This window comes from Ralstonia mojiangensis, assembly GCF_023955645.1.
Taxonomy (GTDB): Bacteria; Pseudomonadota; Gammaproteobacteria; order Burkholderiales; family Burkholderiaceae; genus Ralstonia; species Ralstonia mojiangensis.
In genome coordinates, this window is record NZ_JAMXHU010000004.1 from 721,299 (window position 1) to 734,170 (window position 12,872).

Annotated in this window: 14 protein-coding genes; 8 read left to right on the forward strand and 6 right to left on the reverse strand. The window is 64.6% G+C overall.

The annotated features are described in order from the left end of the window. Positions 1 to 5: 5 nt before the first annotated feature. The 4 genes from madM to NG898_RS19920 all read left to right on the forward strand — a co-directional run bounded on the left by madM (position 6) and on the right by NG898_RS19920 (position 2,908). Positions 6 to 770, forward strand: coding sequence for a malonate transporter subunit MadM (gene madM, locus NG898_RS19905; RefSeq protein ID WP_232038835.1), 765 nt, complete (start codon positions 6 to 8; stop codon positions 768 to 770). Continuing rightward, positions 767 to 1,402 (forward strand): malonate decarboxylase holo-ACP synthase, encoded by a 636-nt coding sequence (locus tag NG898_RS19910; RefSeq protein ID WP_252694041.1) that lies wholly within the window; start codon positions 767 to 769, stop codon positions 1,400 to 1,402. Before madM ends, NG898_RS19910 begins: the two co-directional genes overlap by 4 nt. Continuing rightward, positions 1,399 to 2,334 (forward strand): malonate decarboxylase subunit epsilon, encoded by a 936-nt coding sequence (gene mdcH, locus NG898_RS19915; RefSeq protein WP_252694042.1) that lies wholly within the window; start codon positions 1,399 to 1,401, stop codon positions 2,332 to 2,334. The genes NG898_RS19910 and mdcH overlap by 4 nt, the downstream gene beginning before the upstream one ends. A gap of 64 nt (positions 2,335 to 2,398) precedes the next feature. Next, positions 2,399 to 2,908, forward strand: coding sequence for a hypothetical protein (locus NG898_RS19920; protein ID WP_252694043.1), 510 nt, complete (start codon positions 2,399 to 2,401; stop codon positions 2,906 to 2,908). Between the two features lie 42 nt (positions 2,909 to 2,950). Here the strand turns inward: NG898_RS19920 and NG898_RS19925 are convergent, their stop codons facing one another. Further along, positions 2,951 to 4,546 (reverse strand): peptide chain release factor 3, encoded by a 1,596-nt coding sequence (locus tag NG898_RS19925; protein WP_004632461.1) that lies wholly within the window; start codon positions 4,544 to 4,546, stop codon positions 2,951 to 2,953. Positions 4,547 to 4,907: 361 nt separating this feature from the next. Between NG898_RS19925 and NG898_RS19930 the strand changes: the two genes are divergently transcribed. Together NG898_RS19930 and NG898_RS19935 are read left to right on the forward strand one after the other, a co-directional pair. After that, complete coding sequence (locus NG898_RS19930; RefSeq protein ID WP_004632457.1) at positions 4,908 to 5,135, forward strand: hypothetical protein; 228 nt, start codon at positions 4,908 to 4,910, stop codon at positions 5,133 to 5,135. A gap of 123 nt (positions 5,136 to 5,258) precedes the next feature. Then, positions 5,259 to 5,567 (forward strand): hypothetical protein, encoded by a 309-nt coding sequence (locus NG898_RS19935; RefSeq protein WP_252694044.1) that lies wholly within the window; start codon positions 5,259 to 5,261, stop codon positions 5,565 to 5,567. Between the two features lie 17 nt (positions 5,568 to 5,584). Here the strand turns inward: NG898_RS19935 and NG898_RS19940 are convergent, their stop codons facing one another. The 4 genes from NG898_RS19940 to NG898_RS19955 form a co-directional block, all read right to left on the reverse strand. Next, positions 5,585 to 6,592 (reverse strand): YihY/virulence factor BrkB family protein, encoded by a 1,008-nt coding sequence (locus NG898_RS19940; RefSeq protein WP_252694045.1) that lies wholly within the window; start codon positions 6,590 to 6,592, stop codon positions 5,585 to 5,587. Positions 6,593 to 6,712: 120 nt separating this feature from the next. After that, complete coding sequence (locus NG898_RS19945) at positions 6,713 to 7,018, reverse strand: hypothetical protein (RefSeq protein WP_045205628.1); 306 nt, start codon at positions 7,016 to 7,018, stop codon at positions 6,713 to 6,715. 69 nt (positions 7,019 to 7,087) lie between these two features. Continuing rightward, positions 7,088 to 7,255 carry a DUF1328 domain-containing protein gene (locus NG898_RS19950; RefSeq protein ID WP_004632450.1) on the reverse strand — a complete coding sequence of 56 codons (168 nt, stop codon included), beginning with the start codon at positions 7,253 to 7,255 and terminating at the stop codon, positions 7,088 to 7,090. Between the two features lie 90 nt (positions 7,256 to 7,345). Then, on the reverse strand, positions 7,346 to 8,752 hold the full coding sequence (locus NG898_RS19955) for a sigma-54-dependent transcriptional regulator (RefSeq protein ID WP_024978047.1): 1,407 nt from the start codon (positions 8,750 to 8,752) through the stop codon (positions 7,346 to 7,348). Between the two features lie 541 nt (positions 8,753 to 9,293). Here NG898_RS19955 and NG898_RS19960 point away from each other — a divergent pair. Then, entirely contained in the window at positions 9,294 to 10,397 is a 1,104-nt protein-coding gene (locus NG898_RS19960) for a sigma-54 interaction domain-containing protein (protein WP_252694046.1), read from the forward strand. Between the two features lie 226 nt (positions 10,398 to 10,623). Here NG898_RS19960 and NG898_RS19965 read toward each other — a convergent pair whose 3' ends face one another. Then, positions 10,624 to 11,031 (reverse strand): hypothetical protein, encoded by a 408-nt coding sequence (locus NG898_RS19965; RefSeq protein WP_252694047.1) that lies wholly within the window; start codon positions 11,029 to 11,031, stop codon positions 10,624 to 10,626. Between the two features lie 321 nt (positions 11,032 to 11,352). On the opposite strand from NG898_RS19965, the gene NG898_RS19970 reads away from it, so the two are divergent. Further along, complete coding sequence (locus NG898_RS19970) at positions 11,353 to 12,855, forward strand: RNA polymerase factor sigma-54 (protein ID WP_252694048.1); 1,503 nt, start codon at positions 11,353 to 11,355, stop codon at positions 12,853 to 12,855. Positions 12,856 to 12,872 lie beyond the last annotated feature (17 nt).

A 12,872-nucleotide genomic window follows, 5' to 3' on the forward strand; every position in this document is an offset into this window, starting at 1 on the left:
GCACCATGCTGTCAATGCTAGAGAAAGTTCTGCAGCACAACGGGCTGGTCGCGGCGTTTGCGCTGGTCGGCATCGTCATGGGCCTATCGATGTGGGTGTCCAAGAAGCTGACGTTCGGGCGCGTGCACGGCTCGGCCATCGCCATCATGATTGGGCTGGTGCTCGCCTATTGGGGCGGCATGCAGACCGGCGGCGAACGCGGCCTGGCCGACCTGAAGCTGTTCGGCGGCATCGGCCTGATGGGCGGCGCAATGCTGCGCGATTTCGCCATCGTGGCCACGGCCTTTGAAGTGCAGGTAACCGAGGCGCGCAAGGCCGGCATGATCGGCGCCATCTCGCTGCTGCTCGGAACGGTGCTGCCGTTCATCGTCGGTGCCTGCGTTGCCTACGCCTTCGGGTATACCGATCCGGTGAGCGTCACCACCATCGGCGCGGGTGCCGTCACGTACATCGTCGGGCCGGTCACCGGTGCGGCGCTCGGTGCCACGTCCGATGTGATGGCGCTGTCGATTGCCACGGGCCTCGTCAAGGCGATCCTGGTGATGGTCGGTACGCCGTTCGCGGCCAAGGCGCTGGGCTTGAACAACCCGCGCGCGGCCATGGTGTTCGGCGGGTTGGCGGGTACGGTCAGCGGCGTGTCGGCAGGTCTGGCGGCCACGGATCGGCGCCTGGTGCCCTACGGCTCGCTGGTGGCGACGTTCCATACGGGTATCGGTTGCCTGCTCGGGCCGTCGATCCTGTTCCTGGCTACGCAGGCATTGCTGCGATGACACAGACGCAGCTGCGCGCGCACGATCTGCTTTGGGTGTCTGAGACACCCAAAGCGATGGATGGCGCGCCCTTGCCGGACTGGGCCATCACGGCATACCGGCAAGGGGCGCCTGTCGTGGTGCGACGCGCCCCGCGTAGCACCGATGGTTCCGTGCCGGTCGGCCTGCGCGGCGGCGCGCGGCATGAACGCTGCGCAGCGACGGTAGCCGCCAACAGCATCACGCGCGTGGTCTCGCCCGAGGGGTTGGCAGCCCAAGCCGTCTCCATCGCCCACGACGCACCGTTCGCTGCGCTGCGCACTTTGCGCGCGCTGGCGCCCAGACTCAACGCACTCGGCTGGGCGTGGGGGCCGACGGGCGGCGCCGGCTTTGCGCTCGCCAGCGGTTTGCCGGTGTTGCATGCGGACAGCGATCTCGACCTCGTTGTGCGCATGCCGCGTGCCCCGTCGACTGCGCAACGCGATCAGCTCGCCCGCCTGTTGGGCGATACCGAATGCCGCGTCGACCTGCAGATCGACACTGGCCACGGCGGCTTCGCGTTACGCGATTGGCTGGCGTCGCCGCATCAAACGTTGCTCAAGACCGACCACGGCCCCCGCCTCGTCGCAGACCCATGGAGCGACGCGGCATGAGCATCCTGTTCATGTTTCCCGGCCAGGGCAGCCAGCGCGCGGGCATGCTGCATGCGCTGCCTGGTGACCCGGCTGTTGCGCAGACGTTGACCGAAGCCGGCGACGTGCTCGGCGTCGACCCGCTCACGCTCAACACCGCAGAGGCGTTGCGGTCGACGGTGGCCGTACAGCTTTGTATCTTGATTGCCGGCGTGGCCGTGGCTCGCACGCTGACTCGACAGGACGCAGGGCCGGACATGGTCGCAGGCCTGTCCATTGGCGCGTGGCCTGCGGCGGTTGTCGCCGGTGTGCTGGCGTTCAGCGATGCACTGCGCCTGGTGCGCCTGCGCGCTCAGCTCATGGAAGACGCTTACCCCAGCGGTTACGGCATGGTCGCCATCGTCGGCCTCGCCGAACCGGAGGTCAGCGGCATCGTTGCGCAAGTCAGCACCACCGCCACGCCGGCCTATGTCGCCAACGTGAATGCGGAACGGCAGATCGTCGTGGCCGGCAACAACGCAGCGCTCGCGCAGGTCGCCGAGCGCGCGCTGGCCCACGGCGCATCGAAAGCGACGCGGTTGTGCATGGCGGTGCCGTCGCACTGCCCGTTGCTGGACGCGCAAGCCGCCGACCTTGCGGCCGCCGCGGCAAAGGCCACCGCCCACGCGCCACAGATCACCTACGTCAGCGGCAGCCGCGCGCGTGCGCTGTTTCGCGCCAATCTCATCGTCGAAGATCTGGCCTGGAACATGGCGCGGCCGGTGTTGTGGCACGACACGCTGCGGCATGCGCTGGAACGCGGCGCAAACATGGCGGTGGAGGTGCCGGGCGGCGGCGCTCTGGCGCGCCTGGCGCAGGGTGTGTTTGCCGCAGAGGCCGTGTTGGATGCGGGCGCCGGGCTGGATGCGGTTCGGGTGCGGATACAGCGACAACGCCGCGGGGACGGCCCTTGAATTGTCTGCCCCATGGACTTTCCAGCGGCATTCCGGCATCGTTGCGCGCCGGATTTCATCGCTCGTGAGAGGCCCCGAATTGCGCGTCCTGTCCATTGCCGCCATCGCCACCTTGTTCGCCACTTCCGCGTTGGCGGCCACCACGGAAACCGCCGAAGAAGAACTCGCAAGCTGGTACTACGTCGCACAGTCATTGACGTATGGCGGCTACGAAACCGATGGCTTGAGCTTTTACGCCAACTGCGAGGACGGGCGGCTCCACGTTGCGGTATCCACGAGTGCGCAACCGGGGCAAAACGGAACGGCCCTCCGCATCCAATTCGCTTCCGGCCCTTTGCGCTTGACGATTCCGGCGCGCCTTGAAGTGTCCGACATGGAAGCGTATGCCGTGGGTGACGTAAAGCCGCGGGCGCGCTTCTACGCGTTGTTCCATACAGGCAAGCCGATCACGGTCAAAGTGGGCGGCGCAGACACGCAGCCTCTGCAGCTTCTGCAGCTCTCGGCGCGAAACGCCGACACCGGTGCCCGCCAGCTTGAAGCGGTTTGCCCAGTGGCACGCCGAACAGGTCAATAAAAAACGGGGCACATGGCCCCGTTTCTGTTCGCCCATCGCCGCTTAGACGATTTCCCGCGTTTCCATGAACTGGATGTCCGGAAAGCGCTCCTGCGTCAGGCGCAGATTGACCTGGCTCGGCGCCAGGTACACGTAATCGCCGGCACCATCCAGCGCCACGTTGTGGCCGGCCTTGTCGATCAGCTTGTCGATATCTTCCTGCTTGCCGCGCAGCCAGCGGGCCGTGGAGCATTCGTGCGGTTCGAAGATGGCGTCGACGCCGTATTCGTGCTCCAGCCGGTGCGCAACCACGTCGAACTGCAGGATACCGACGGCGCCCAGCACCAGGTCGTTCGATGCCAGCGGGCGGAACATCTGCGTGGCGCCTTCTTCGGCCAGTTGCTGCAAACCCTTCTGCAACTGCTTCAGGCGCAGCGGGTTGTTCAGGCGCGCGCGGCGGAAGAATTCCGGCGCAAACGACGGGATGCCCGTGAACTTGAGCGCCTCGCCTTCCGTAAAGGCATCACCCAGCCGGATCGTGCCGTGGTTGGGCACGCCGATGATGTCGCCGGCAAATGCCTCTTCCGTGGTGTTGCGGTCCTGCGCCATGAACGTGATGGCGTTGTTGATGGCGACCGTCTTGCCGGTCGACACCTGCAGCAGCTTCATGCCGCGTTCGAAGCGCCCCGAGCACACGCGCACGAAGGCGATGCGGTCCCGGTGCTTCGGGTCCATGTTGGCCTGAATCTTGAAGACGAAGCCGGTGAACTTCTCTTCCATCGGCTTGACTTCGCGGGTTTCGGTGGGGCGCGCCAGCGGCTCGGGCGACTGGTCGACCAGCGCATCGAGCAGCGACTGCACGCCGAAGTTGTTCACCGCCGAACCGAAATACACCGGGCATTGCTTGCCGGCCAGGAACGCCTCTTTGTCGAACGTGTGCGATGCGCCGCGCACGAGTTCGATATCGATGCGCAGTTCTTCCGCCTGCGAGCCCAGCACGCGATCCAACTCCGGGTTATCCAGACCTTGAATCAGGCCGGCCGTGGCGCCCTTCTCGCTGTCGGCGTTCGGGTCGAACAGCTGCACCGTGTCGTTCACGAGGTGATACACGCCCTTGAACGACTTGCCCATGCCGATCGGCCAGGTCATCGGCGCGCACTGGATCTGCAGCACGCTTTCGATTTCATCGAGCAACTCGATGGGCGCACGGCCTTCTCGGTCGAGCTTGTTGATGAACGTGAGAATGGGCGTGCTGCGCAGGCGGCAGACGTTGAGCAGCTTGATGGTCTGCGCTTCCACACCGTTGACGGAGTCGATCACCATCACGGCGGAGTCGACGGCCGTGAGCGTGCGGTACGTGTCTTCCGAGAAGTCTTCGTGGCCCGGGGTGTCGAGCAGGTTGACGATGTAGTCGCCGCCCTCATTCCGGTACGGGAACTGCATCACCGACGAGGTGACGGAGATGCCGCGCTGCTTTTCCATCTCCATCCAGTCGGAGGTGGCGTGGCGGTTGGCCTTGCGCGCGCGCACGGCGCCGGCCATCTGAATGGCGCCGCCGAACCACAGCAGTTTCTCGGTGAGCGTGGTTTTACCCGCATCCGGGTGGGCAATGATGGCGAACGTCCGGCGGCGCCGGATCTCCTGCTGCAGCGTACTCACGGGCAAAAACCGAAAGGGAGAAGTGATGAATGCGCCCATGGCGTGGGCGCTGGCTGGCGGGGTCATCCCGGCGGCCGATGGACTGCCCGAACGGAGTTGTCAATCCGGGGCAGCCGAGATTGTACGCGATCGGCGCCCTTGCTTAGGATCAACTGATCCGAGCCGCAAGCGGGGGAAACTCCCTAGGAACCGTCCCCCAGACGGAGGAGACCAACCCGTTGTGGGAATGCACTGACAACCCTTTCGGAGGCGGTGTTATCGAAGTTGTCATGAAGCTCCCGTATTGTGGAGTCCGTCGCGAAACCCGCCTTTGGGTACGCCGCGACATTGAAAGAAGCAAAGAAGCAAGGAGTCCAACATCGTGCGTAGTCGAATCCCTGTCGATCCGGCAGTGCAACGCATCATCGAGACCACCCGCAAGGCGTGGCAACTCGACGAGCAAAGCGTGCGCGCGGCGCGTCAGCAGCGTGCCGCCAATCGCCGCAAACGGATCAAGGCCCTGCCGCAGGACAGCCTGCAGGCACTCGCCGCACTCGCCCTGCAAGCTGAAATCTGGGCCGTGCGCAAGACCGTGGTGACGGTCGGCTAGCCGCGCAGTTCCTCACCGTGTCGAGGGCCACAGTCGTGGCCCTTTTCTTTTGGGCGGCACGCAACGGTGGGGCATGGCGGTTGCTTATGAATTGGCTGACATGCATCAGTTCAGGAGGCCGACATGACCGAATTGACCCCCAAGCCGCCCGGCAGCAGCAATGGCGCCAACGGTGCGACCATCACCACGCTCCATCCGCAGATCGATCACACTGCCCAGCGCGTCAAAGATGCCACGGCAGAAGGCATCGACCGGCTGGCGAGCGTCCTTTCCACGGCGCTCACACAGTTCGACAAACGCACCGAACAGTTGAAGAACCTGCACGCGAATGTGTCGGAGCAGGCAAGCGGTTCCGTGCGCCAGCATCCGGTCATTACGATCGGTCTGGCGTTCGTGGCAGGCATGCTGCTGGAGCAGTTGACGCGAGATTAAGCCGGCGTCCTTAGGTCTTAGCGGCTGTTGCGCGCTGCGTTTGCGTTGCCGCCGGTCCCACCACTGGAGAGATTTGCCGCCAGCGTCGGGTTGAGCAACGCCGCCTGCGCGGCCGCACCGGCTTGACCCGAGGCTTCGTACTGGCGACTGCCGAATCGCAGCGCATATTGCCGCGTGACCAGAGCGCCGAAGAAGAAGATCTGGGCGGAGTAGTAGATCCACAGCATCAGCGCCACCACCGAGCCCGCGGCCCCGTAAGACGACGCCACGGCGCTGTTGCCCAGATACAGGCCGATGAGGTGTTTGCCCAGCGTGAAAAGCAGCGCTGTTACGACGGCCCCGAGGGCAACGTCGCGCCAAGCCACACGCGTTTCCGGCAGCATTTTGAAAATGGTGCCGAACAGCAGCGATACGACCGCAAATGAAAACGCCGACGACAGCACCTGCGCCACCAGCAGCGCGATGCCCGAGGTGGAGCCCGCCCACAACGCCCCCCAGAAGCGCTCCACCACCGCCAGCGCTGCGTTGATGGTGAGCGACACCAGCAGCAGAAACGCCAGCACCAGGATCAGGCTGAACGACAGCAGACGCGAACGCAACAGGCCCCACAGTCCTGCCTGCTGGCGCGGCGGCACTTCCCACAGTTCGTCCAGGCTGTCCTTGAGTTCGGAGAAGGCCGTGGTGGCGCCCACCAGCAACAGCGCGACGGCCGTGGCTGCAGCGAAAAGGCCGCTGCCCGAGCGCCGGGTAGCGGCGAGTACGGCTTCCACCGCGGAGGCGCCCTGCGCGCCCACCAGACCCTGAATCTGCCCAAAGATTTCGCCGCGCGCGGCCTGTTCGCCAAAGAACAAGCCGGCAATGGAAATGACCAGCACCAGCACCGGCGCCATTGAGAACAACGTATAGAACGACAACGCCGCACCCTTGCTCGCGGCGCGATGTGCAGACCATTGCCGCACCGCCCCCATCAGCACCTGGGCGGAGCGCTTGAGCAGGTCGCGGTCGAAGCAGGCAGCCAAGCGCATGGAAGTTCCTTGCAAAGCGATGCGGCCAGCGCTGTGCCGGCCTCGACCTTGAGCCTAGTCAGCGCACGGCACGCGCGCAAGCGCGACCGTGGCTGCGAGGAATCTTGAGGGCTTGCGCCCTCAGTCGTTACCGCTGCCCAGCAGCCGGCTGATGAGAAAGCCCGCGCCGAATGCCAGGCCGATCGTCGCAAGCGGGTGCGATCGCATGCAGTCCGCCGCATCGCTCATCAAACGCTGCTGCGAGGCGCGCCATTGATCGCGCTTGGCAGCGGCCTCGTCAAGTGCGGTGGCCGCTGCGTCGGCAGTGCGGTCGATGGCCTGTGCCGTGGTCGCCTTCACACGCTCGGCGGCTTGCGCCACGTCGCCGCGGATGAGGTTGCCGTTGGCATCGGATTTGGGAAACGGGTTGGTTTGAGACGGTTCCATCAATCAGCGCTCCTGGAGTTGCGTGGCATTGTGAGAGCCGGGTTGAAAGCTGTGCGCATCATCCCGGCGTCATCCTCTGCCCGCGACCAGGCCCCAGATGAGGCTGACCACAAACAGCACCACGAAAATCATGAAGAGGATCTTGGCGATGCTCGCTGCACCGGCAGCGATGCCGCCAAACCCGAGCACGGCCGCAATCAGGGCGATGATGAAAAAGACGACTGCATAACGCAGCATGGTGACCTCCTGTGCAGTTGAGTGAGCTTGCCGCCATGGGGCGGATACCCCACTGGTCCAGCAAGCCGCGTACCGCGCCAGGAAGTCTGGTTATGCCTCGGTGGCATGCGCGCGGCCGGAGCCCGCGCTGTTGCCGTCGCCGCCGTCGTCGGCGTTGCTGTTGCCGTATTCCTCCAGCCGGTTGTAAAGCGTCTTGAGGCTGATACCGAGCAGTTCAGCCGCACGCTTCTTCACCCCACCGCACTGCTCCAGCGTGGCAAGAATGATCTTCTTGTCGGCACTCGCCAGTGAGGTGCCGACCGAAATCGTCAGCGTGGAACCGGACGAGACCTGCGTGCTCGACACCTGCAGCGGCACATTGGCCGTATCGATGCCGGCGTCGTCCGACAGGATGTACGCGCGCTGCACGTAATTGCGCAGTTCGCGCACATTGCCCGGCCAGTGATAGCCGCGCAGCGTTTCCATGGCCGGCGGCAGGAATGCCTTTTTGGTATTGCTCTGCGCGTTGAGCTGGTCGAGGAAATGTTGAGCAAGCAGCTCCACATCCTTGCCGCGCTCGCGCAGCGGCGGCAGTTGCAACGGAAACACGTTCAGGCGGTGATACAGGTCAGCGCGCAGCTTGCCGTCTGCGACGGCCTCTTCGGGGTCGCGGTTGGTGGCGGCAATCACGCGCACGTCGGAGTCGATCTCGCGGTTGGTGCCCACGCGCATGAACACGCCGGTTTCCAGCACGCGCAGCAGTTTCACCTGCAGCTCGATCGGCATCTCGGTAATTTCATCGAGGAACAGCGTGCCGCCATTGGCACGTTCGAAATAGCCCTTGTGCTGGCGGTCGGCGCCGGTAAAGCTGCCGCGCTCGTGGCCGAACATTTCCGACTCGATCAGGTTGGGCGAAATGGCACCGCAGTTGACCGGCAGAAACGGCTGCTTGCGACGCAGGCTGAGGTCGTGGATGGTCTGCGCGGCCAGTTCCTTGCCGGTGCCGGATTCGCCAATCAGCAGCACAGTCGCCTCGGTAGGCGCCACGCGGCTGACCTGGTCATACAGCGTCTGCATCACGGTCGAGTTGCCGAGCATCTGCCCGAAGAGGCCCAGACGGCGCAGCTCACCACGCAGGTTGCCGATCTCGGCTTTCAGATCGCCCGGGCGCGGGATGCGCGCCAGTACGGATTTCAAACGTTGGAAATTGACGGGCTTGACCAGATAGTCAGCCGCGCCCATGCGCAGGGCCTCGACGGCGGTTTCCACGCTGGCGTGGCCTGTCATGACGATGATCTCGGTGCCGGAGTGCGGCGCGATGTCTTCCATCAGATCCATGCCGTTGCCGTCGGGCAGGACAAGATCGATGAGCACGGCATCGGGGCTGTGACGCGACATCTGAATGCGCGCATCGCGCAGCGACCCGGCCAGCGCGGTGGTGAAGCCTTCGGCACCCACCAGCTCACCTAGAGCAGCGCGTGCATTGGCATCGTCTTCGACAATCAGGATATGTGGCATCTCGATTTGGTTGGATGTGCCGGTATGTGCCGGCGGTCATGCAGGGCGCAACGACGCGCTCGACTGGAGAACCGGCGGCAGGTGCAAAAACTATTCCATCCAATACAACTGCGCCATCGAGCGGGCAAGCCCACGTTGGCAACGTGGGCGTCGGTAATTTTTACACGCACGCATGCAAGAAATGGATCGAATACGTCACTCTTCAGGGAGCACCGCGGGTACTACGCAGCAGTCAGCATAGTTGAGAAGGTCAGCGCTTCGCCACCTGCGGGCCGAAATGGACATCGTACGCCGCATGACAAATGTGAAACCCGCGCGGCATCTGTGTCTCAGGCCCGTTTCTTGTCAGCGTTTGGCCGACAGGATGGAAGAAACGTCAGCGCATGCCCGACATACAACGCGCTTGGGCGGCCCTGATAATGGCTCAACTTTTCAACACAATGTGACGGGATGACGACGTACCCTGCCTTTCGAAGACTGCATCGCTGAAGATGCAGCCGCTCGCCAGGACGTCCCCGTCGCGACCAACCACGAGGGAGCCATGTCCTTGAGCGAAGCCTTCGCCGACGATCGTGCAGTGACCGTCGGGCGCCTGAGCTATCCCCCTGCCCTGGCCGACTTTGACGACACCGAACGCGTGCCGTCCGACGCCGAAACATCCCCCGCCCAATCGATCGCCGAGCCGGATTTCGGTCACCTTTACGGCCGCTCGCCCGTGATGCGCGCGCTGTACGACCAGATTGGCAAGGTGTCAGGCACGCTGGCCACTGTGCTCATCATGGGCGAATCGGGTACGGGCAAGGAGTTGATTGCGCGCACGGTGCACGACATGAGCCCGCGCGCAGACCAGGCGTTCATCGCAGTGAACTGCGGCGCCATCTCGCCCAACCTGATCGAGTCGGAACTGTTCGGCCACGAGAAGGGCAGCTTTACCGGGGCGGCCCAGCGGCATATCGGCTATTTCGAACATGCCTGCGGCGGCACGATCTTCCTCGATGAAATTACCGAGATGCCGGTCGAGATGCAGGTCAAGCTGCTGCGCGTACTGGAGACCGGCGTATTCATGCGGGTGGGCGGCACTGAGCCCATCCAGACGCGCGCACGCATCATCGCGGCCACCAACCGCAACCTGCTGGAAGCGGTGAGTGAAGGCGCCTTTCGCGAAGATCTGATGTATCGCCTGGCCGTGGTGCCGCTGCAGGTACCGCCGCTGCGCGATCGCGAAGACGACATCGAAGAGCTGGCCCTGCACTTCCTTGCCCAGTTCAACGCCGCGCACCAGACCGACAAGGTGTTCTCGCGCCAGGCCCTGTCGGCACTGCGCGGCCAGCCGTGGCCCGGCAATGTGCGCGAGTTGCGCAATGCCGTGCAGCGCGGCTACATCCTCGGCGAGAAAACCGTCGAACTGGCCGCGCCGCTGGCGCCCGCACGCGGCCCTGCGCGCCCGACCGTCAAGGAAGGTGTGCTCAGCCTGTCGGTGGGCGTGACGCTGGCGGATGCGCAACGCGCAATGATCCTGGCCACGCTGGAGCATTTTCATGGTGACAAGCGCCAAGCCGCCAAGACGCTCGGCGTCAGCCTGAAGACGCTGTACAACCGCCTCGACCTCTACCAAAGCACCGCGGCCGCTGCCATGGCGGCCTGACGACGGCGCTTCTCAAGGCTCCAACCCTGCCGTACCCGCTGCATCCGCGCTGACGTTCTAGCGCGGATGCGCGTGCGCGCGCTCGCCGGGATGTTCGTGGCGGCGGCGCTCCTGCGGTTCCGGTGTCGGCCGACGGGGTGCGGGTTCGGTTTCCGCGCGGGCGCGCGGGCCCGTGCGGACGGCGGTGGTCAATGTCATCGGCATGGCGAGCCCTTCCCTTTCAACGTTACTGGCCTTGCTTCGAGCTACCGGGGTACGAATTCCCCGTGGTCGTCGCAGCATCGTTGCCGCCGGCCTGCACGCCCGAGTGCGACATGTCGCCCGCGCTATTGGTGCCGCCTGGCACGGTTGCATCCGACTTCGATTTCTTGTGATGGCGATGCTTCTTGTGCATCGGCTTGTTGGTGTCGCTGTCATTCCCCGCGGCAGGTGTCGCCTGGCTGCCTGGCATCGATGTATTGGCCGTGCGGTCGGCAGTCGAAGACGGCGGATCGGTGCGCTTGCCCGGCGCCTTGGTCGGGTTGCTGGATTCCTGGTTGTCGACCGGCGCGGTCGTCGTCTGGGCGACGGTCGTGCCGATGCCCAGCCCGAAGATGACGCTGGTGAGCGCAGCGGTCAGGAAACGTGTTCGCATGTGGTTTCTCCTGGAATGTCATGCTTCGAAAAGAAGGCAATGGAAGCGCACTGCGGCGCGTCTCCCACCTTCGGCGCAGCAACGCATGTACCTGCGGTGCCACCCGCCTGCACCGCGCACGCAGCCCGCAGCCGCCGTCGGCGCTGTCATGTGCCGGCAACAATGGGCATATAAAAACGACATGACCATGTAGAAACGGCGTGCCAGCCGCCCGTAAAGCCTTGTGGCGACTGGCTTTGTTGACATGGCATACCCTTTGCATCGATGCGGTGACCGGTCGACGTAATTGTCGACGCCCACTCACCAAAGGAGGCAAGGCGAATGGTCAAGGCCGCTCTGGAAATGCGTGCGAAGCAGCATCTCGCGCTAACGCCGCGACTGCAGCAATCCGTCAAGCTGCTGCAGTTGTCTGCAACCGAATTTGCGCAGGAAATGCAAGAAGCGCTCGCAAGCAATCCGTTCCTGGAAGAGGTCGAGCAAGAAGCGGGTGCGCAGCCCGATGCTGCACGCACCGGCGACATTGCCATTCCTGCCGATCGGGACGGCGCCGCGGCCGATCACCCGCCTGCAGACGACGCTCCGCTGGAAACCACCACGAGCGCCATCGAGACTGATCCGACGCTGGCCGCATCGGAGGATTTCCCCACCGACTTCAGCACCTACTACAGCCACGGTGGCGCCCACCATGGCGATGGTGAAGACAGCGACATCGGCGAATGGGTGCACTCCACGCCGAGCCTGCGCGAACATCTGCATCAGGAGTTGCGCAGCTATCGCCTGTCAGACCGCGACTGCCTCCTCGCACAGACGCTGATTGAAGCGCTGGACGACGACGGTTACCTGCGCCAGTTGCTCTCCGAGTTGATTCCGCTGGCGCCAGTGGAGCCGCCACCGACCGAGAAGGAAATGCAGATTGCGCTGGCGCTCGTGCAAAGCCTGGATCCGCCGGGCGTGGCGGCGCGTGATCTGGCGGAGTGCCTGCGCCTGCAGATTGAAGCGCGCCCCGCCGACACCGAAGCCGAAGAACGCATCCAGGAGATCGCGCAAGACATCGTGCGTAGCCACCTGCCGCGCTTGGCCAAACGTGAACTCACGCAGATGCGTCGCGCGCTCGGCTGTACCGAAGAGGAGTTGCGCGATGCCTGCGCCCTGATCCGCATGCTGGACCCGCGCCCGGGGCTGCGCTTCTCGCAAGCGCATGCGGGCTACATCGTGCCCGACGTGATCGTCGCCAAGATCAAGGGCAAGTGGGTTGCCGTGACCAACCCGGCGGTGGCGCCGTGCGCGCGCGTCAACAAGGTCTACGCGGAGTTGTTTGCCCAGACGCGCGGCCACAATCGCACGCCGCTGGCGCACCAACTGCAGGAAGCCCGCTGGCTGATCCGCAATGCGCAGCAGCGCTTCGCCACCATCCAGCGCGTGGCCGAGGCAATCGTCGCGCACCAGAAGCACTTCCTGGAATACGGCGAGGTGGCCATGAAGCCGCTGGTGCTGCGTGACGTGGCCGAAGAGCTTGGCCTGCACGAATCGACCATCTCGCGCGCGACAGGCAACAAGTACATGGCCACGCCGCGCGGCATCTTCGAGTTCAAGTATTTCTTCTCGCGTCAGCTGGCAACCGACACCGGCGGTGCATGCTCGGCCGCGTCGGTGCGGGCGTTGCTCAAGGAGATGATCGAAGCTGAAGATGCGGACGCACCGCTCTCCGATGTGTCGCTCGCCAAGATGCTCGCCGAGCAGGGCGTGATCGTTGCGCGCCGCACAGTGGCCAAGTATCGCGGGCTGATGCGCATTGCGCCGGCGGAAATGCGGCGCCAGGTCTGACGCGCCCCGCCATCGAC

What these genes read in the sequence shown, in the direction of transcription:
- NG898_RS19940 (WP_252694045.1), bottom strand. Translation starts at nt 6,592, where the DNA reads ATGCGCTTGGCTGCCTGCTTCGACCGCGACCTGCTCAAGCGCTCCGCC.
- NG898_RS19910 (WP_252694041.1), top strand. Translation starts at nt 767, where the DNA reads ATGACACAGACGCAGCTGCGCGCGCACGATCTGCTTTGGGTGTCTGAG.
- NG898_RS19960 (WP_252694046.1), top strand. Translation starts at nt 9,294, where the DNA reads ATGTCCTTGAGCGAAGCCTTCGCCGACGATCGTGCAGTGACCGTCGGG.
- NG898_RS19955 (WP_024978047.1), bottom strand. Translation starts at nt 8,752, where the DNA reads ATGCCACATATCCTGATTGTCGAAGACGATGCCAATGCACGCGCTGCT.
- mdcH (WP_252694042.1), top strand. Translation starts at nt 1,399, where the DNA reads ATGAGCATCCTGTTCATGTTTCCCGGCCAGGGCAGCCAGCGCGCGGGC.
- NG898_RS19945 (WP_045205628.1), bottom strand. Translation starts at nt 7,018, where the DNA reads ATGGAACCGTCTCAAACCAACCCGTTTCCCAAATCCGATGCCAACGGC.
- NG898_RS19935 (WP_252694044.1), top strand. Translation starts at nt 5,259, where the DNA reads ATGACCGAATTGACCCCCAAGCCGCCCGGCAGCAGCAATGGCGCCAAC.
- madM (WP_232038835.1), top strand. Translation starts at nt 6, where the DNA reads ATGCTGTCAATGCTAGAGAAAGTTCTGCAGCACAACGGGCTGGTCGCG.
- NG898_RS19965 (WP_252694047.1), bottom strand. Translation starts at nt 11,031, where the DNA reads ATGCGAACACGTTTCCTGACCGCTGCGCTCACCAGCGTCATCTTCGGG.
- NG898_RS19950 (WP_004632450.1), bottom strand. Translation starts at nt 7,255, where the DNA reads ATGCTGCGTTATGCAGTCGTCTTTTTCATCATCGCCCTGATTGCGGCC.
- NG898_RS19970 (WP_252694048.1), top strand. Translation starts at nt 11,353, where the DNA reads ATGGTCAAGGCCGCTCTGGAAATGCGTGCGAAGCAGCATCTCGCGCTA.